Here is a 19,189-nt window from a genome sequence, read left to right on the forward strand (position 1 = left end):
TGATACGACTAAAGGCTGCATAAGCAGCCTTTTTAAATTGTTAAAATAGTCTAGCTTACTTTTTGGCTTCTACTGCTTGAATGAATGTCTCTTTCGCATCTTTGATACCAAGACGTTCAGCTTCATCAAGCAGTTTCATTGCTTTACTTATATCACCATTATTTACTGCAGTCTGAATAGAATTCAAGTAATAACCTTGGGTTTCTACAGTTGTTGGTGCTTGATCGACCACAGGTTTGCTAAAGTTGACTGCCGCATTGTCAATTTGCGGTGATGATACGTGTAAGTAAAAACTGCCGTATGGGCTATGTTGAGCGATTGGATTCGGGATTTCTGGTGGCACAGTATGTCGTGCTATGGCATAAGCTTTCGCCGGGTGAAGAAGTTCAGTTGATTGCTGAAGATCATCCGGTTTCGTGAGGATAAGAATACGGACTTCTTTATCGGTGATCTGCGGGATAAAAGTAAACTTACCTTCCAGCATGTCGTCATCCAGCATTGAAGCGGGCTTATAGACAAACGAGCTAGTGTCAAACTGCTCAATAATCTCGTTATTCTCATTTAAAATAGCAATAGTAGGCGCATATATGGTGCTGCTAGCAAAACTTTTCAACTGTATTGTGATTGCGCCACGATTGGCAGGAACACTGAATGCTGCAACAGGTCCGGCACTTAACGTTGACTGTAAAACCTGGCTTTGTGTATTGAGTTTGAATTTGACACTGGATGGTATAGACAGAGACTTCCATTCTATTGAGGATAAAGAAGATGCAGTGTGAACCTCTCCCGTCGCTTGGTTTGTCGGGCTAGTGTCTATGTTTTCTGCTGTAGACACACAACCTGTAAGCAGGGCTGCAGAAAGACAGAGGGGAAGCAATTTATTCATTATTATTCACCTATATTTTGGCTGTATTTGGCCTAATTTTTTTATAACCAATTAAACCAAATACAGCCAGTCTCATCGAGACTGGCTGTTACAAACGTTATCGCTTAAGCGATGGGATTACCACCATGCTTCAGCTTGAATGCCTACGCTGTATTCAGTGTCGTTACCAGCACCAAATGCATCGTCGTTTTCGTGATCCATCAAGTAGCTTGCGTATACACGGATTTCAGGACGAGCCCAGAAGCTTGAACCAGCAGACCATGCTTGAGCAACAGTCAGCTTGCTACCAGATTTGTCTACATTGTTGTCTTCTTCGATGAAGTGGCCACCTTCGAAGATAGTGCGCATTGTATCATTCCACTTATACATCGGGCGAACAACTGCGTTCAGGATTGTGTGGTCATCACGGCTGTCGTAGCTAGTGCTTGCGTATACTACCTGGTGACCGATTTCCCAGCTCTCTGAAGGTGCAACTACACCCCAGTTGATGATACGGAAGCCATCAACACCATCGTCAGATGTAGCGTTGAAGTAGTGTCCAGCACCTAGGTTAGCCATCTGCTCACCGAAGCCATCTGTTCCGTATTGAAGTACAGTTTTGTTGAAGCCAGTAGACAGACCCTGAGTCATTTCAGCCGTCAGCATAACACCATCGTTGAATGTCTTGCCTTCTTTCTGCGCGTCAGTTTCATTGGTCATCGCGTAGTTCAGACCCAGCTCTAAGCTTGCATCGCTCCACAGACCAAGACCAGCATAACGCACGTCAAAGTTGTTGACGTTCACGTCGCCAGCATCATCACGTAACCATGCTACAGATAGCTTACCTGCACCCGCTGATAGGTTTTCGATACCAGCACCATTACCAGAAGTATCCCAGTAGTAGAAGTCAGAAATATGAATGTCGTGACGCTGGTAGTAACGCTTACCGGCCCAAATTGTTGCGTCTGTATCACTTGCAATCAGACCTTTCGCCTGAACATTGAACTGGCGTAGGGCAATGGCTTCTAAATCGCCACCCAGGCCTTCCCAGTCATTTGAACCGTTAGTTGCAACAGCAAGCATGGAGTCAACATAAAAAGTAGCGCCATCTTGGTTGTAAACTTCTTTACCTAGGCCAATTTCACCGTAGACATCATTTTCATTACCCAAACGACCCACTTTAGCCTTTTCATAAGCTAAATCAGCACCGTTTTCACCACTCATACCCACACCAGCACGCATGTAGCCGTGGAAATCAACGTCGCTGGCTGCCATGGAAGACGCAGATATCAGAGCAGCAGAAACTGCCGCAGCGGTAAGACAGATTTTGTTCAATTTCATTGGTGTAACTCCTTGATGGAACAATATGTTTTTGTTGTTATTTCCGTACTTTTTTTATTTGTGGCCGGTGAGGCAGTGGAACCACCAACCAGTGGAAATTCTTTGTAAAAAAGAGGCGGGAGGACTTATTGCTTAAAAGCATGGCATCCCGCCATGACCTGTTATGGGTCTAATTCTCAAATCACATGAGCTAAGAGTGAACTCGGCAGTAAAACTCTCTCGATGTCTACTTGATGGATTTATTTTGCTCCTCTCCATATGACTCAACATCCTCCTCAGGAATCTATTGGCAAGGAGGAGTAGGGGGGAGGAGTGTGTAGATCACGTTTTGTATGAACGTAAGAGAAAACTGTGACAGTCAGTTATATTTATGTGCCATTGATCACATATTCATCGTTATAGTGAATGCGGAGGCGAAATATTCATGACATTCATCACAAGTCTTTAGCCGGGGAAAGGGGATGAGTCGTGTTAAATCAGAACGATATCGGGGTGTAGTAGGCTGTTTTTGTGATACAGGTCAATTATTTTGATGGCTAATTGAACTTTGAAAATATGATCTTCATCATATTTAAAATTTGCTCCCACGGTATGAGCATAATGACTGAGCGGATTCAGATATACCCAAACCCCGTCATTTTGAAGTGGTTCATTGAGAATTCAGGGACGTTTATGCGAGGCGTCAAGGTGGACAAATAGAGGTTTTTGAAAAGAGGGGGGTAAGGTGGTATCAAAGCCTTTGAAACTAGCCCAACACATGAGATTGAGAAATATGGGCTGGTATTCAGCCCATATCACTTTATTTTCTGGTGTGGTCGTAATTTACATAGCCAGGCTCATAAATTCCTTGGTTGTTGAAATGCCCAATGTCAGAAAGTTGCTCTAACTTGGTTTTGCTGTCAGCTGGTTTTCGCTCGGGTGCACGATAATTTACGTAGCTAGGCTCGTAATGACTAGACGCATTCTTATAACCAATCTCGAACAGGTTAGAGCCTTGGTTTGGCGTTGAACTGCGTTCTCTAGCATGCTGATAATTAACGTAGCCGGGTTCATAAAGCCCATTGGCGTCTTGACGGCCAATGTCTTTCAAATCGGCAAAGGCAGGAAGACTAATAAGCAAACTGCTAGCTAATAATGGAAGCACCATTAGTTTGATCTTCATAACAGGTATCCTTATTGGAGGTATACAGTTAAGAAGACCGAGATCTAACAAACATCTTTCAACTTTAGTTGATTAGTACTATTTCACATAAATTATGAATAGTTAAAATCCGTCATCCCGGAATTGAGGAACGAGATATCCGGGATCCAGTTCTAACCATATGCACTTTTAGATTCCGTATAAGTTCGTTCCTCACTTTACGGAATGACGACGTTTTGTTACTGAATTGGTCAAAACTTCTGTAATGTAGTGCTAGTGGGAGAGGATAAAGACATTCTCTATCCTCTCAGGCCCATCAGGTTGGCGCTATTCATCATCAATGAAAGTGCGCCCTTCTAGAGAGTAGGGCTCTTTTTCATCGAAAAGGTTTTTCTGTCCAAGGTTTTTTTTGAGTTCATTTTCGAGTGATTTAGCCTCCAGGTAATTCCCTTCTTCATAAGCCAGTGCAATGCGTTCTTCGATATCTTCAATCCTATCTCTGAAGTTCATTTGAGGTGCCTCCAGCAAAGGTGCTGATAGATAAAAGTGGATATACGTCTATGTAAACGTCCTTAACGGTTGTACTGACATCAGATGATGTCTATTTAAAGCTTAAGATAAATTGGTGTTATTGGTAGTTTGTTGCGAGTGATTCGCTATGCTATTGATATTAAGAGATACTTTTCTGTTTTAGAGTGTCGGGTTGCGGATAGGCGTTTGAAGAAGTTGGATTTTCAGATCGGGATTATCTTGAGGCAGCAGAATAAGCGTGACACAAAATATTGCGTCACGCTTTCATCCTGGGGGATTAACGGTTCAGCCGCGTGTTATACGCCTTGTTCCTTGAATAGGCGACGGCATGCTGCGCCATTACTGTGGAACAAGTGGCAACGATGCGCTGGAATGCCAATGTCGAATTTCTGACCCGCTTCCACATCAAGTGTATCTGACTGACGATAGATGAAATCTGCATCAACATGATCAAGGTTCAGGTAAACTTGGGTTTCATGCCCAAGTTTTTCTACCACCAGAATAGTGCCGTCGATACAGGCATCACCCTCGTCGCAAGGCACGAGGTGTTCAGGGCGAATACCTAGAGACATACGATCCCCTTTATTCACGGTAGAACCATCGACTGGGATCCAGAATGATTGACCATTTGCAAGCTGAACCATTACGCGTTCGTTTTCAACTTGTTCAATAGACACACTCATGAAGTTCATTTTTGGTGAGCCGATAAAGCCCGCCACAAAACGGTTTTGAGGGTAGTGATATAGCTCTAAAGGCTTACCAACCTGAGAAACATAACCGCCGTCAAGTACAACAATCTTATTGGCCATGGTCATGGCTTCAATCTGATCGTGAGTTACGTAGATCATGGTTGCGCCAAGCTGCTTATGAAGTTTGGCAAGTTCAATTCGCATCTGAACTCGTAGCGCAGCATCAAGATTCGACAGTGGCTCATCAAGTAGGAAGACCTCAGGCTGTGATACAAGCGTACGGCCGATCGCTACACGTTGTCGCTGACCACCGGACAGTGCTTTAGGTTTACGTTCAAGCAAGTGACCAAGCTGAAGAATATCTGAGACATGATCAACACGCTTTTTGATTTCCCCTTTGTCTGCCTTAGCTAATTTCATACCAAAAGACATATTGTCGAACAGGTTAAGGTGCGGGTATAGAGCATAAGATTGGAATACCATTCCCACACCGCGTTCGGAAGGGGCAACCTCGTTCATACGCTGATCGCCAATATAGAGATCACCAGAAGTAATATCTTCCAAGCCAGCAATACAGCGAAGGAGGGTTGATTTACCACAGCCTGATGGCCCAACAAATACAACAAATTCCCCGTCTGCGATATCGAGATCAACATTCTTGGAAATCAGGTTATCTCCATACGCTTTACACACGTTTCGTAAAGTGACACTCGCCATCGAGCCTATTCCTCTAGTTTGTTGTTAGCAGCAAGCACATAGTATTCATCCATAGGCTTACTGGTAAAGAATTTCTTGGTGTAGTGAAGAAAAAAACGGGCAGCTTGTATTTCATTAAACAGTTGAAACGGCAGCTACCCTACCAAAAGCAGCTTTATTTACTTCCCCAAGAAATAAAGCGGCATCAATGATTCCGGTTAAAACGAGAATCCTGCGGTGCAAAAAAATTAGCGATGCAATAACAGTTAAAAGCTTCTTCATCTACCCAAATGGGTATGCATACATCTTTACCTAGTATTAGTAAGTGAGCATCATCCTTGTTGTGAATTAAAAAGGGGGGATATAGGGGGAGGAGTGTTTAGATCACATTTTGAGAGACCGCTAGCTGAAGATACGGATTAATCAAAGTACCATGTGCGCTCTGTCACATAAACGTGTCATTTTTTGAGCTGCGTCACAGGTGATACCGATGCAGATCACGCTTTTAATTATTTGGCTCCGGGGGCGTAGTTAGTGGGATGATGTCACCTGACACTAAGTTAAGGATGATAAGCCTGAAATTGCGTTGTCGTGAGCAATAAAATCTGATGATGACGAAACAATAACAATCATGAAGGATGTTAAAAATGAAGAAAGTCCTCAGCACAGTCGCACTTTGTACCCTTGCCGCACTTAGCTCTGTTAATGCACATGCTGCGATTGAAGAAGGTCAATTAACCATTTGGATTAACGGTGACAAAGGTTATAACGGCCTTGCCGAAGTAGGTAAGAAGTTTGAGGCTGATACTGGTATCAAGGTAACGGTTTCTCACCCTGATTCACTGGAAGAGAAATTTCCTCAGTTAGCTTCTACAGGTGACGGTCCTGATATTGTTTTCTGGGCACATGACCGTTTTGGTGGGTATGCACAAGCAGGACTTCTTGCTGAAGTTAAGCCATCTGCAGAATTCAAAGCTAAGTTTGCTGATTTTACATGGGATGCGGTTTCTTACGAAGGTAAGTACGTTGGTTACCCGGTTGCTGTAGAAGCATTGTCTCTAATCTACAACAAAGATTTAGTCGCTAACCCACCTAAAAACTGGGAAGACATTGCTGCGCTTGATAAGAAACTGCAGAAAGACGGCAAACGCGCCATCATGTGGAACCTACAAGAACCGTTCTTTACATGGCCTGTTCTAGCTGCCGATGGTGGTTATGCATTCAAATACACGGCTAATGGCTATGACGCGAAAGACGTTGGTGTTAACAATGACGGCGCTAAGCGCGCGATGAAATTTGTTAAGAACCTTGTTGATACCGGTGTGATTTCAGCTGATGTCGATTACTCTGTTGCTGAGTCTGGCTTCAATAAAGGTGAAGTCGCAATGACAATCAATGGCCCATGGTCATGGGGTAACATTGATAAAGCGGGTATTAATTATGGTGTAACGTTGCTACCTAAACTGAACGGTAACCCATCTAAGCCTTTCGTTGGTGTTTTAACTGCGGGTATCAGCACGGCGTCACCTAATCAAGATCTGGCGGTAGAGTTTATGGAGAACTACCTGCTGACCAACGAAGGTCTTCGTCAAGTGAACAATGACACGCCACTAGGTGCAGTTGCATTGAACTCATTCCAGGCAGAACTAAGCTCAGATTCACGTATTGGCGCGACTATGGACAATGCGATGAATGGTGAGATTATGCCAAACATTCCTCAAATGTCAGCATTCTGGTATGCAGAAAAAGCGGCAATCGGTAACGTTGTAACTGACCGTCAATCTGTAGATGACGCGCTGAATACTGTTGCGGAACGTATGACTAAGTAACGCAGTTAAACCTAAAGGGGGAGTGTTGTTTTCTCCCCCTATCAGAAGTACAGTGAGGACCTCTAATGCAGTCTCATCAAGCTGCCAGTATGGCAGGTGGAAACGTTGATATGGCATCTAATTCTATGACAACAAGCCTTGATTATCGTAAATGGCTGAAATGGGCCTCGTTAGGACTAGTCAGTTTAATTAATGGCTACGCAGTTATTTTAATGTATTCACGAGGTGAATATGCTTTTGCATTATTGACCCTTATCGTCGCCTCTCTTGGTGTATACGTTTTTGCTCGTAAGCGCACCTATGCGCATCGTTATATTTACCCTGGTGTAGCAGGTATGATCCTGTTCATCATTTTCCCTTTGGTCTATACCATCGGTCTTGCCTTTACAAACTATAGCGGTAGTAACCAGCTAAGCCTTGAGCGTACCCAGTCTGTTCTTCTGCAGCAGACCTCCCAAAGTGGTGATAGCTATAATTTCTCACTGTATGAGCAAGATGGAACCTACAGTATTGCTCTTAAAGATGGCGAACAATGGCTAGCGACGGATCGTTATGAATTGACAGCATTGCCGACAGATAAGATCCAGCTGAAAGCCGTGGATGAGCCCGTTGGCAATAAAGCACCTCTTAAAACGGTTATCTCAAACCGGAAACTGCTCAGTGATCTGCTATTGTCTACAACGGCAGGCGACGAGCTGAAGATGTCAGGACTACGTACGTTTGCTGAAATTCAGCCTATGTATGTTTTGCAGGATGACGGTGAGACGTTAGTTAATTATATAAAAAACATTACCTATAAACCAAATTGGGAAACCGGTTTTTACCAGGAAGTAAATGTTGATGGTGAATTCGTTGGTGAACCTTTATCTCCAGGTTTTATTGTAAACGTCGGTTTTGACAACTTTACGAGAATCTTTACAGATCCAGGAATCCAAGGTCCCTTCTTTAAAATCTTTGTCTGGACGGTATTATTTTCAGTGTTAACCGTTGTGTTTACACTAGCGGTAGGCGTAGTTCTGGCACAGGTCATCTCTTGGGAATCGCTTAAAGGCCGCGGTGTATATCGCGTAATGCTGATTCTTCCTTATGCGGTACCTGCCTTCATTTCGATTCTTGTGTTTAAAGGTTTGTTTAACCAGAGCTTTGGTGAAATCAACCTGGTTCTTGAAGGGCTGTTTGGCCTTAGCCCTGCATGGTTTACCGAACCATTCCTGGCTAAAACAATGATTTTAATTGTTAATACATGGCTGGGTTACCCATACATGATGATCTTAGCTATGGGTTTGCTAAAAGCGATTCCTGAAGATCTTTATGAAGCATCTGCAATGGATGGCGCAGGCCCAATTGATAACTTCTTCAATATTACACTGCCATTACTTGTTAAACCGATGATTCCTTTGTTGATTGCAAGTTTTGCTTTTAACTTCAATAACTTTGTACTGATTCAGCTGTTGACTAATGGTGCGCCAGATATGATTGGTACCAGTGTTCCAGCGGGTCATACTGACTTATTGGTGAGCTATACATACCGTATCGCTTTTGAAGGTTCGGGTGGTCAGGACTTTGCTCTGGCTGGTGCAATTGCAACAATGATTTTCCTATTGGTTGGTGGCCTATCACTACTGAATATGAAATTTACTAAGCTGGAATCAGAGTAAGGAGCACGAAAATGGCAATGGTTCAACCTAAATCGTTAAAATACAGAGTGTGGGCGACTCATATTGCAATGTGGTGTTTCCTTGGTCTGATGATGTTCCCGCTATTGATGGTTATTGCTATCTCGTTCCGGGAAGGTAACTATGGATCAGGAGAATTAATCCCGACTAATCCATCTCTAGAGCACTGGAAGTTAGCCCTTGGTATTGCAGTTGAAAATGCAGATGGTACGGTAACACTACCCCCATTCCCGGTGATGACCTGGTTATGGAACACGGTTAAAATATCTGGTATGACTGCGATTGGTATCGTTACACTTTCGACAACCTGTGCTTATGCTTTTGCCCGTATGAAGTTTGCTGGTAAAGCGACAATTCTGAGATCGATGCTGATTTTCCAGATGTTCCCGGCAGTACTTGCTTTGGTGGCATTGTATGCGTTGTTTGACCGTCTGGGCACTTATGTTCCATTCCTTGGAATGAACACTCATGGCGGTGTGGTATTCGCTTACATGGGCGGCATCGCTCTGCATGTGTGGACAATTAAAGGTTACTTCGAATCAATTGATGGTTCACTTGAAGAAGCCGCTGCATTGGATGGAGCAACACCATGGCAGGCATTCCGTCTGGTACTGCTGCCACTATCGGTGCCAATTCTTGCTGTAGTATTTATTCTGTCATTTGTTGCTGCTGTAACCGAAGTTCCCGTCGCTTCATTGTTGCTGCGTGATATTGACACTTATACTCTAGCGGTAGGGATGCAACAATACCTGCATCCGCAGAAATATTTATGGGGTGATTTTGCAGCCGCGGCTGTGCTCGCAGCACTGCCAATTACTGTCGTGTTCTTGCTTGCTCAGAAGTTCCTGGTCGGTGGTTTAACTGCGGGTGGTGTTAAAGGCTAAGGCACTTTAATCTCTATCTGAAGTCAAAACAGAAAAGCTCGTCTTATTCAAATAAGACGGGCTTTTTCACCCTTTACATATGAACGTCATATTTTCTTATAGTAAAAATGTCATTACGCATAATCACTTAGAACAATGCCAAAGATATTGCTTAATGATGTGAAAAGTTAAAGCCATACACAGAAAGAACGCTTTTGGATGTCGATGATTTTACTGGTCATTTCTAATACTTAGCTGTTTTGGTTTGAAAATATTCCCCTGCCTGATATTATTATTCCCAGCAAGAATGATGCGATGGGTTGTTACAGCGGCCTGTATGGCTATCATCCTGTTTGATGTATTTAGTCGCTACGATCTTTAGCCACTATAATTTGAAGATAGATAACTAATGGTAATTGAAGCGTTAAACGTTGCCAGATTACGATTAGTTGAATGAACAATAATAATGATAAGACTCACCTTCTCACTTAGGGGGAGTCACTCCCGAGCATAGATCTTAACAATGGTTTGGTCGCCGATCTGTTAAGAACCCTATACTTAACTTAATATTGGCGTTGCTGCATAGCTGGACTTACCCTTCGCAGGATAAGTTTTATTGGTAACCGAAACCCGGCGATATCGCCGGGTTTTTTGTATCTGCAAGGGGGTGACAATATATGGCAAGGAGGGACTATACCTCTAACACTGTAGAGGCATACTATAGTCAAGCGCTAGACGTATTATCGGGCAACTCGGTTTCGTCCTGATTTTTTTGCTTTATAAAGTGCTTCATCCGCAGCTTTCAGGACGTTTTGAGGGTTATGGTCGGGAAAACTATCTGCTAATCCAATACTAACCGTGACATGCACTGATTGGCTCTTCTTGTCTTCTTGTCGTAACTCAGTTCCTTTCTCATCACTTTGCGGGCGATCATCCTGACCGCGGATGATAAGGTCATACTTTGCAATAGCAATACGCAATTGTTCAAGGTAATCTTGACACTGGCTGGCTTCTTTACCTTTAAACAAGATAGTAAATTCTTCACCGCCGTAGCGGAAGATCTGGGCCCCACCTTTTGTTTGCTGCATGATTTTAGCCACAAGTTTCAATACGTTATCACCAACTTTATGGCCGTGGTTATCATTGAACTGTTTGAAATGATCAATATCAAGCATTGCCAGGGTATAGGTTCTTCCTAGGTTTTTGAGTTCGGTTTCTAATGCACGCCGACCGGGAATGTTTGTTAACTGATCAACAAAAGCTAATTCGTGGCTACAGGTAATAATGTTAAGTAGCAGTAGCGTTGCGGCTAGTGAAAAAGCGGTACTGGAAATAAAAGCGTACTGAAACAGAACAAAAGCCAAACTTGAAAAGAGTAAACTGATATAAACGGTTTGATCAGAACCGAAGTTACGTTTCAGTATGGTTGCCGCACTGCTGCAGGTCAGTGCAAAAGCCAATAAAATGAGAATTATAGGCAAGGGTGACAACGTGGGTATGGTGTAAAGGTATGTATCCCATAACCATGAGAGTGTTGTCTGGGAAAAGTGGTCTACAACCAGAGCTGACCATGCGATTTGTAATGCGATAAATAGCATAAAATAAATGCCGAATCGTGACCAAAGCCGCTTATCTGGCATGATGTGGATCTGTAGCAAATTCAGTGGCAGTAAGCTAGCCAGCAAGGTATATATGAGTTTGGTCGAGTCATTCGACAATGGTTCTTGTAAATAGGTTTGTATGATGTAGTAGGCTACCATCATGAGAAGCGCGACTAACCCTGTTCTGCCCTGATTAAACGGTTGGCTTAGAAGGACAACTAAAGAAAATAAAATATAAGGCAGGGTCAGTAACAAGTCTTGGTATGAGGCTAAGACGGCAGTGAGCCCTTCTAATGCAAGTATCATCAGAATTGAGATCAGCAATGGCGACCCAAATCGAAATCCAGCGCTTCTAAAAACGGCAAATGAAAGTGATGGCATTCAAATAATTCCCTTATTCAGGGCCATAGTATAACGAAACAGCGGTAATACCCTTAGTTAAACAGTAAATACAGACCAATAGTCTGATAAACGACTATTTTTTAGTTTTTTTAAAGCAATAAAAGGCGTTACTAACACCTTCTCTTATTGTATACCCAAATCAGATCAAAATGCAGGGTTCTCGCGTCTTGAGGTCACTTGGGCATATATATATCGTCAGTATATGGAATTACTTAATAAGATAGGGGAACAATTTTCGTTTTTGATCTGCCGTCAGGTTCTGAACACACTCGATATTGCGCTCAGGGATCTCTTCCGGGGCCGGATAGTGCCTTAATACTTTTTCCATACTTTCTTCACGGATTAGATGGAAAATAGGATATGGCGAGCGGTTGGTCAGGTTTTCGGCATCGTCAGGTTCAGCGCCGTAGAAACAATAGTCTGGGTGGAAGCTGGCAATCTGATAAACCCCTTCTTTTCGTATTTGGATCAGCAGCCCTTCAACCAAATCAAGGAATTGGTTGTAGTCATCAAATTTCTCAAACGAGTTGGGTGCAACAACTAGTGTGGTTTCCAATTCTACCGCAGGGGTTTGATAGAGCAGTATCAGCTCTTGATAGATAGCTTCAAGCAGTACCTCCTCTGAGGTTTCTTCACACACCTGAATCTTGATCTGCTTGTTACGGTTAGGCTTTTATGCAAAAGGGCATAAGTTAAGCCCAATAACGACATCTTCTAACCATTGTTGAACATCTTTTTTGACTTGCGACATGACTGACTCTTATCTTTATATTAATTATTATACCCAAGTAACTTCCAGATACGTGCTGTGCACTGTATTTGGGATATAAAAAGGGCCAGTACCTGACTGACCCTTTGTACCGAATTATAGAAACTGCAGCTTATGCGTTTTCTTGTTCAGTACTTTTTTCTGCAGCTTCAGCTGGAGCCGGGAACTGTTGAATCGGCTTAGCAACAAGCTGACGAGTCGCGGCACGAACCTCCGCTAATTTAACTTCCAACGTATCACCAAGCTGGTATTCTTTTACCGTGTCGATAGTGACAGTACCTAATTCACTATTACACACGATGCGCTGCTTGTTATCTACAATAAGCGATGCTGGGATAAATGCCGAAGCACCAATCTCAAGTAAGCGAATGCGTATACCTGCACGGTTTATATCGAAGATTTCAGCGTTGAAGATGGTTTCGTCTTTTACTGAATTTTTCAGCAGACGAACATATAACCAATCAGCGACATCCCGCTCTGCCATACGATGGCTACGGCGGTGATTGGCGATTTCTTCACCAACCGTATCATCTGGCTTTTGCGTAGGTTCATAACCTGAAATCACCGCTTTAAGCAGGCGGTGGTTGATCATATCGCCGTACTTACGGATTGGTGACGTCCAGGTTGCGTAGACATCAAGGCCCATTGCATAGTGCGGGGAAGGTTGGTTACCAACTTCACTATAGGCCTGGAATTTACGTAGACGGTTGTCCAGGTAGGTTGAGTCCAGATCATTTAACCAGCGACGCAGGGCACTGAAGCCTTCCAGCGTAGTCAGCTGCTCTTTTTCAAATGGCGCTTCGGCTTCGGTTAAGAAATTCATCGCGGTATCCAGTTTCTCTGGATGAAAACCGTTGTGGTAGTTGAATACACCGGTACCGAATTTTTCTTTAAGCACACGCCCAGCACAGATATTGGCCGTGATCATCGCTTCTTCAATCATACGGTTGGCCGTACGACGAAGATCCGTATGGATCGCGACAACATCGTTATCTTCACTTAGCTCAAAACGGTAATCGGGACGATCCGGGAAGACAACGGCAGTGTTAGTGCGCCACTCGCTACGCGCATTGGCAAAGCCATGCAGCGCATCGATTTGTGCTGCGATAACGTCGTTTGGTATCCAGTTATCGCATTGACCGTTTTCAATCAGGTCAGAAACGTTGTCATAGGCCAATCGTGCCTGTGATCTAATCCATGCAGCAAAAAACGCGATATCATCTTGAATTACACCGTCTTTATCAATGCTCACTCGACAACAAATAACAGGACGTTTTTCGTTCTCGATCAATGAACAAAGCTCATCACTTAACTCTCGTGGCAACATTGGGATGTTGCGACCTGGCAAGTAGATAGTAAAACCACGTTGACGGGCTTCATCGTCCATCTTATCGCCAACAGCAATGTAAGAGGTTGGATCAGCAATCGCGATGGTGATCTCAAAGCTGCCATCGTCTTTTTTAACCGTGTAAAGGGCGTCATCCATATCTTTGGTAGATTCACCATCGATAGTAATGAATGGAAGCTCGGTTAAGTCCTGACGTTCTAAGCCTTCTTCCAACATGCTCCAGCTTTCTTGTGGCGCAGGTTCGGTGTTAGGCAGTTCATGACGGGCAAGCGTTACCCACCACGGTGCAATTTTATCGTTGCTGTCAGTGATTTTTTCTTTGATATCACAGAAGAACGTTTTGTTTTTGTTAGAGAGCTTATCGTTACCAAGTGGATGGCTATTCAGGTTAGCGACAACCCAGTCACTTTCTTTAAGGCTCTCAGGGTTAAGCCCCTTTACCGGACGCGCTTTAATGGCATCATTTAGCTGAGGATGATCAGGTACGACGTGCAAACGATCACGGATCAATTTAACTCGGCCGATAAAACGGGTCAGGTTTTGTTCTACCAGTTCCTGAGGCTCTGCAACTTCTCGCTCTTTTTCTGTACGAATAACAGCAATAACACGGTCACCGTGCATGACATTCTTCATATAGATAGGCGGGATGAAAAAGCTTTCTTTATTGTCGGTCTCTAGAAAGCCAAAACCACGGTCAGTTGCCTTGACGTTACCTTCCTTCTTCGGAAGCGTCTCTTGAATTTGTTTTTTAAGCTGTGCTAGCAGCGGATTATCTTGAAACATTATGCCTGGTCTCAGATTGTGAACCCAGACACTATACGGATTTGGGGCCGTAAAACCAAGATTTGGGGGGGGGATATTTTCGGATTGCTGCTATTACCGAGTCGATTTTGGCTATTTGTTACCTGCGATTCAATCAGTATGAGCGGCGTATATTGCCGAGGAAATGTTGTCGGTTTTTTCCGGGTTGGCGCTGGAGCATCGAGCCTCACTACTAAAGATGGTGACAATTAGTATAGGAAGCCAGACATTGATGCCTGATGGTGATAACCATCCAAATAAATTAATTACGGTGGCTGATAAAGCGCTATATTTGGCTAAAGAAAGTGGGAGAGGGCAGTTTATTCAATGGGATAGTAGCAATATGGTCAAGGTTTAGGGCATAAAGTGCTTAACGTACACGCTGATTGTTCAAGAAGTAGTAGCTTGAATGTTTTTTTGTGACCGCCTTCAATTTTTTCTGGCATTTTATCGAGTAATGGCGCACAATGCGCGCCTCTTAATCGTCGAGGCCCATGCTTGTGGTTGCTGTTGCAGAACTCTTAAAGCAGAAGGGGCCCCGTTTTACGTTAGATTATTTATTGGGATCCCAATGCTAGAATCTGTTACAGAATTTCGCCAGTTAGATCTGGCCGACACACTACTTTCCGCACTTGACTCAATGGGCTTCGTTGCGCCTACCCCTATTCAGGCGGCGTCTATTCCTCTACTACTTACTGGTGCAGATGCACTAGGCAAGGCACAGACTGGTACAGGTAAAACGGCTGCGTTTTCACTACCTGTTCTGAATAAAGTAGACCTTTCTCAGCATAAGCCTCAGGCTATCGTTATGGCTCCGACACGTGAGTTGGCGATTCAGGTTGCTGCAGAAATCAAAGTTCTTGGTCAAAATATCAAGGGACTTAAAGTTTTAGAGATCTACGGTGGTGCTTCTATCGTTGATCAAATGCGTGCACTGAAAAATGGTGCTCACATTGTTGTTGGTACTCCGGGTCGTGTTAAAGACCTTATTTCACGTGATCGTCTGCACCTTGATGAAGTTAGTACGTTTGTACTGGATGAAGCAGACGAAATGTTGAAAATGGGCTTCGTTGACGACGTTACTTGGATCATGGAACAAGCACCAGCATCTGCGCAGCGCGTATTGTTCTCGGCAACTATGCCTCCAATCGTTAAGCAAATCGTTGACCGTTTCCTACGTAACCCAGAGCGTATTGACGTTGCTGGCGAAAACCGCACTGTTTCTCAAGTTGAGCAGCAGTTCTGGGTTGTTAAAGGTGTAGAGAAAGACGAAGCAATGATTCGTATGCTCGAGACTGAAAAGGACATCGATGCGTCAATCGTATTCGTTCGTACTCGTCAGGACACTGAGCGTCTGGCTGACTGGTTATCTTCTCGTGGTTGCAAAGCTGCAGCACTACACGGTGATATTCCTCAGTCTCTACGTGAGCGTACTGTTGATCACATCAAACGTGGCGTTATCGACGTACTAGTTGCAACTGACGTTGTTGCTCGTGGTCTTGATGTGGCTCGTATTACACACGTATTCAACTACGATATCCCGTTCGATGTAGAATCTTACATCCACCGTATCGGTCGTACTGGTCGTGCTGGCCGTTCTGGTAAAGCGATCCTGTTGGTTCGTACCAACCAGATCCGTATGCTTCGCACTATCGAGCGTGTCACTAAGTCTCGCATGGAAGAAATCCAACTTCCTAACCGTGATGCCGTGGCTGCAGCTCGCTTGGCTCGTCTTGGTCAAGAGCTAGAAACTCAGAAAGAACAAGCAACGCTTGAAGCTTTCGTTGAGCTAGTTGGCAAGCTACAAGAAACGATTGATGTTGATGCTGCAACACTTGCTGCTATGCTTCTTCAGCGCCAGCAGGGTAACCGTCCTCTGTTCTACAAAGGTCCGGACCCAATGATCGCTGCTATCGAGCGTGAACAACAGCGTCGTGAGCGTCGTGGCAATGATGATCGCGGTAGTCGTGGTGGCGAACGCGGTGAACGTCGTTCATACAACAATGCTGACTGGGATACCTACCAGCTGCAAGTTGGCCGTGAGCAAGGTGTTCAGGTTAAAGATATCGTTGGCGCTATCGCAAACGAACTTGGTCTGACTAAAGAATTCATCGGTGCTATCAAACTTGCACCTAGCCACACTTATGTTCAGCTTCCTAAGAAAATGACGGCAGAAGTTGCTACTCAGCTTAAGAAACTACGTATTCGTCAAAACGAAGCGAAGGCTGTTGTTGTTGAAGGCGAAGTTCTGCGCGAGCATAATCCTCGTGGCGGCAACCGTGACGGCAATCGAGGTGGTTACCGTGGTAACCGCGAAGGTAATCGTGAAGGTGGTACTGGTGGTCGTCGTTTCGATCGCAACCGTGGCGGAGATAGCCGTGGTAGCCATCGTGGTGAACGCAATCACGGTAACAGCGACCGTCCTCGCCGTACCGGCGGTGAGCGTAGCAGTAACGCATAATCACTTGTTATCTGAAAAGCCGGGCTTAATGCCCGGCTTTTTTATACCTGTAATCTGATGAATGAGAACAGGCCTTAATAATCTGACCCAACCAGAGATTTGGCAGTTGAGTTGTTTGAGAACAAGTGTAAAAAAGCCCGCAACGCGGGCTTTCTACTATTTATGAGTTGATTATTTCAGCTGACAGCCTTCACACTGTCACGTTCAACCAAGGTGGGTTCAAGTTGAATTACCTGATTTGATACACGCTTGGTTTTAATTTTATCTAGCAACGTATCTACCGCTTGTTGACCTAAACGATGTTTTGGCTGGTGGATCGTGGTTAGTGAAGGCGTAATATACTGCGCCAGTTTGATATCGTCATATCCGACAATAGAAATATCATCTGGTACCGATATGCCTTTTTTGCTGGCAGTATTAATAACTCCCATTGCCATCATGTCATTACAAACAAATAGCGCAGACGGGAGTGGCCCTTTTGAGTAAAGCTCTTCAAACGCTTTTTCACCGCCTTCACATTCGAATTTTCCTGATATGATCCAGTTTTTGTTAATCGTCAGGCCAGACTCTTCCATTGCCTGAATAAAACCGGATAAACGTTGCTGCGCAGAGAGTTTGTCTAGCGGGCCTGTCAGGCAGCCAATTTTTTTATGACCTTTAGCGATTAAATGACGGGTAGCCAGATAGCCGCCGTGGTGGGAATTGTCCTGAATTTTATCGCTTGGAAAGTCCATCGGCCCCCAATCCATGACTACGGTCGGAACGGGCTGGTGACGAGAAAAGAGATCAAAAGCCTGGCCTTCTACTTCGCTACACATCAATAACAGGCCATCGACACGCTTTTGCAGCAAGGTATCAAGGTTGGAATGCATCCGTTCCAGATCGCCTTCGGTGTTGCACAGGATCAAGTTATAACCCTGCTCATAGCAACGACGTTCAACACCTTTGACAACTTCGCCAAAGAATGGATTGGTTGACGTGGTAACCAGCATGCCAAAGGTACGGGTGTGGTTTACTTTTAAACTTCGAGCAAGGGCTGAAGGGGCGTAATTAAGCGTTTCGACCGCAGCCAGAACGCGCTGTGAAATCTCCTCACTCACAAAACGCGTTTTGTTGAGCACGTGGCTGACAGTAGAGGTAGAAACTCCAGCATGTTTTGCAACGTCTTTGATAGTCGCCATCAATTTCTCCCTGATTCATTTTCTGTTTGCAGTTTACATGATCCATGCAGGTAAACTGCGAATCAGATTATATTAGCTATGCTCAATGAGAAAGCGTTTTACTTCACTACGATATGGAATAGAGGTTTGAGCCCCCATACGTGTGACTGAAATTGCAGCAGCGGCATGAGCAAAGCGAATAGCTTCGTCCAGCTTACGGCCTTCCTGGAGGCCTGTCAGTAAAGCACCGTTGAATGTATCACCCGCAGCGGTGGTATCTGTTGCTTCAACCCGGAAGCCTTCTACCTGCCGGCCATTACCATTCTGGCTGACCCATACACCCTGGCTTCCCAGAGTGATCATAACAAGTTCGATTCCTTTAGCATGCAGTGCATCTGCTGCTAGTTGAGCTGATGCCATATCCGTTACTTTGATGCCGGTTAGCAGTTCTGCTTCCGTTTCATTTGGCGTTATCATATCAACAAGTTGTAATAAGTCATCTGATAATGGCTGCGCAGGGGCAGGATTAAGCACAACCCGTGTATCTGCTGACTTGGCAACTTTCGCAGCTGCTTCGATTGTTTCAATCGGCGTTTCCAACTGCATTAGCAAGGTATCTGCATCAGCGATCAGTTTGTGATGCGGTTCAATGCGTGCAGGAGTTAAGCAGCCATTAGCTTCGGCAGAAATACAGATGCTGTTTTCACCGGTTGCAGCTACCTGAATCATCGCAATGCCGGTCGGCATGTTTTCTTCAACCATCACCGCTTCGGTATTGATGCCTTCGTTGGCAAATGTTTCAAGCATGGTGCGGCCAAAGCTGTCGTCACCAACGCTGGCGATAAAGGCAATATCCGCTCCTAAACGTGCCGCCGCAACCGCCTGATTGGCACCTTTGCCACCAGGAATAACACAATAACTGTGACCGTGTAACGTTTCGCCCGGGCGAGGGAAAGAAGCAACCTGAAGAACGTGGTCGGCGTTAACGCTACCTAGAACAACTAACTTATTCATAA

General features: G+C 44.4%; 14 protein-coding genes and 1 pseudogene. 5 read left to right on the top strand and 10 right to left on the bottom strand.

Going from position 1 to position 19,189, the window contains the following annotated elements; genetic code table 11:
• Window positions 1-55 precede the first annotated feature (55 nt).
• The 5 genes from C9I89_RS10510 to malK form a co-directional block, all read right to left on the bottom strand.
• Window positions 56-886 (bottom strand): MalM family protein, encoded by an 831-nt coding sequence (locus tag C9I89_RS10510; protein ID WP_107283302.1) that lies wholly within the window; start codon window positions 884-886, stop codon window positions 56-58.
• A 117-nt stretch (window positions 887-1,003) separates the two neighbouring features.
• Window positions 1,004-2,200, bottom strand: coding sequence for a maltoporin (locus tag C9I89_RS10515; protein ID WP_281258260.1), 1,197 nt, complete (start codon window positions 2,198-2,200; stop codon window positions 1,004-1,006).
• Window positions 2,201-3,005: 805 nt separating this feature from the next.
• On the bottom strand, window positions 3,006-3,368 hold the full coding sequence (locus C9I89_RS10520) for a hypothetical protein (protein WP_107283304.1): 363 nt from the start codon (window positions 3,366-3,368) through the stop codon (window positions 3,006-3,008).
• Between the two features lie 306 nt (window positions 3,369-3,674).
• On the bottom strand, window positions 3,675-3,857 hold the full coding sequence (locus C9I89_RS10525) for a hypothetical protein (protein ID WP_107283305.1): 183 nt from the start codon (window positions 3,855-3,857) through the stop codon (window positions 3,675-3,677).
• A 317-nt stretch (window positions 3,858-4,174) separates the two neighbouring features.
• Entirely contained in the window at window positions 4,175-5,284 is a 1,110-nt protein-coding gene (gene malK, locus C9I89_RS10530) for a maltose/maltodextrin ABC transporter ATP-binding protein MalK (RefSeq protein ID WP_107283306.1), read from the bottom strand.
• 626 nt (window positions 5,285-5,910) lie between these two features.
• Here malK and malE point away from each other — a divergent pair.
• From malE to malG, 3 genes are all read left to right on the top strand, one after another.
• Entirely contained in the window at window positions 5,911-7,092 is a 1,182-nt protein-coding gene (gene malE / locus C9I89_RS10535; protein WP_107283307.1) for a maltose/maltodextrin ABC transporter substrate-binding protein MalE, read from the top strand.
• A 110-nt stretch (window positions 7,093-7,202) separates the two neighbouring features.
• Window positions 7,203-8,750, top strand: a complete 1,548-nt coding sequence (gene malF, locus C9I89_RS10540) for a maltose ABC transporter permease MalF (protein WP_107283379.1) — start codon at window positions 7,203-7,205, stop codon at window positions 8,748-8,750.
• Window positions 8,751-8,761: 11 nt separating this feature from the next.
• The gene (malG, locus tag C9I89_RS10545; RefSeq protein ID WP_107283308.1) at window positions 8,762-9,652 is read left to right on the top strand and encodes a maltose ABC transporter permease MalG; all 891 of its coding nucleotides are present in this window, start codon (window positions 8,762-8,764) and stop codon (window positions 9,650-9,652) included.
• Between the two features lie 719 nt (window positions 9,653-10,371).
• Here the strand turns inward: malG and C9I89_RS10550 are convergent.
• The 3 genes and pseudogenes from C9I89_RS10550 to C9I89_RS10560 form a co-directional block, all read right to left on the bottom strand.
• Window positions 10,372-11,538, bottom strand: coding sequence for a GGDEF domain-containing protein (locus C9I89_RS10550; protein ID WP_342750164.1), 1,167 nt, complete (start codon window positions 11,536-11,538; stop codon window positions 10,372-10,374).
• 304 nt (window positions 11,539-11,842) lie between these two features.
• Window positions 11,843-12,385: pseudogene (locus C9I89_RS10555) on the bottom strand (DUF1415 domain-containing protein).
• 130 nt (window positions 12,386-12,515) lie between these two features.
• Entirely contained in the window at window positions 12,516-14,534 is a 2,019-nt protein-coding gene (locus C9I89_RS10560) for an exoribonuclease II (RefSeq protein ID WP_107283310.1), read from the bottom strand.
• A gap of 163 nt (window positions 14,535-14,697) precedes the next feature.
• Between C9I89_RS10560 and C9I89_RS10565 the strand changes: the two genes are divergently transcribed.
• Together C9I89_RS10565 and C9I89_RS10570 are read left to right on the top strand one after the other, a co-directional pair.
• Entirely contained in the window at window positions 14,698-14,910 is a 213-nt protein-coding gene (locus tag C9I89_RS10565) for a diguanylate cyclase domain-containing protein (protein WP_107283311.1), read from the top strand.
• Window positions 14,911-15,123: 213 nt separating this feature from the next.
• Complete coding sequence (locus C9I89_RS10570) at window positions 15,124-17,013, top strand: DEAD/DEAH box helicase (RefSeq protein WP_107283312.1); 1,890 nt, start codon at window positions 15,124-15,126, stop codon at window positions 17,011-17,013.
• A 176-nt stretch (window positions 17,014-17,189) separates the two neighbouring features.
• Here C9I89_RS10570 and C9I89_RS10575 read toward each other — a convergent pair whose 3' ends face one another.
• Both C9I89_RS10575 and rbsK read right to left on the bottom strand, forming a co-directional pair.
• Window positions 17,190-18,194 (bottom strand): substrate-binding domain-containing protein, encoded by a 1,005-nt coding sequence (locus tag C9I89_RS10575; RefSeq protein ID WP_107283313.1) that lies wholly within the window; start codon window positions 18,192-18,194, stop codon window positions 17,190-17,192.
• A 72-nt stretch (window positions 18,195-18,266) separates the two neighbouring features.
• Window positions 18,267-19,187, bottom strand: a complete 921-nt coding sequence (rbsK, locus tag C9I89_RS10580) for a ribokinase (RefSeq protein ID WP_107283314.1) — start codon at window positions 19,185-19,187, stop codon at window positions 18,267-18,269.
• Window positions 19,188-19,189: the final 2 nt, after the last annotated feature.

It is taken from the genome of Photobacterium lipolyticum (assembly GCF_003026475.1).
GTDB classification, from domain to species: domain Bacteria; phylum Pseudomonadota; class Gammaproteobacteria; order Enterobacterales; family Vibrionaceae; genus Photobacterium; species Photobacterium lipolyticum.

Excerpts from the sequence above, each read along its gene's own strand:
- C9I89_RS10510 (WP_107283302.1), bottom strand. The coding sequence starts at position 886 with ATGAATAAATTGCTTCCCCTCTGTCTTTCTGCAGCCCTGCTTACAGGT.
- C9I89_RS10520 (WP_107283304.1), bottom strand. The coding sequence starts at position 3,368 with ATGAAGATCAAACTAATGGTGCTTCCATTATTAGCTAGCAGTTTGCTT.
- C9I89_RS10525 (WP_107283305.1), bottom strand. The coding sequence starts at position 3,857 with ATGAACTTCAGAGATAGGATTGAAGATATCGAAGAACGCATTGCACTG.
- malK (WP_107283306.1), bottom strand. The coding sequence starts at position 5,284 with ATGGCGAGTGTCACTTTACGAAACGTGTGTAAAGCGTATGGAGATAAC.
- malE (WP_107283307.1), top strand. The coding sequence starts at position 5,911 with ATGAAGAAAGTCCTCAGCACAGTCGCACTTTGTACCCTTGCCGCACTT.
- malF (WP_107283379.1), top strand. The coding sequence starts at position 7,203 with ATGGCATCTAATTCTATGACAACAAGCCTTGATTATCGTAAATGGCTG.
- malG (WP_107283308.1), top strand. The coding sequence starts at position 8,762 with ATGGCAATGGTTCAACCTAAATCGTTAAAATACAGAGTGTGGGCGACT.
- C9I89_RS10550 (WP_342750164.1), bottom strand. The coding sequence starts at position 11,538 with ATGATACTTGCATTAGAAGGGCTCACTGCCGTCTTAGCCTCATACCAA.
- C9I89_RS10560 (WP_107283310.1), bottom strand. The coding sequence starts at position 14,534 with ATGTTTCAAGATAATCCGCTGCTAGCACAGCTTAAAAAACAAATTCAA.
- C9I89_RS10565 (WP_107283311.1), top strand. The coding sequence starts at position 14,698 with ATGTTGTCGGTTTTTTCCGGGTTGGCGCTGGAGCATCGAGCCTCACTA.
- C9I89_RS10570 (WP_107283312.1), top strand. The coding sequence starts at position 15,124 with ATGCTAGAATCTGTTACAGAATTTCGCCAGTTAGATCTGGCCGACACA.
- C9I89_RS10575 (WP_107283313.1), bottom strand. The coding sequence starts at position 18,194 with ATGGCGACTATCAAAGACGTTGCAAAACATGCTGGAGTTTCTACCTCT.
- rbsK (WP_107283314.1), bottom strand. The coding sequence starts at position 19,187 with ATGAATAAGTTAGTTGTTCTAGGTAGCGTTAACGCCGACCACGTTCTT.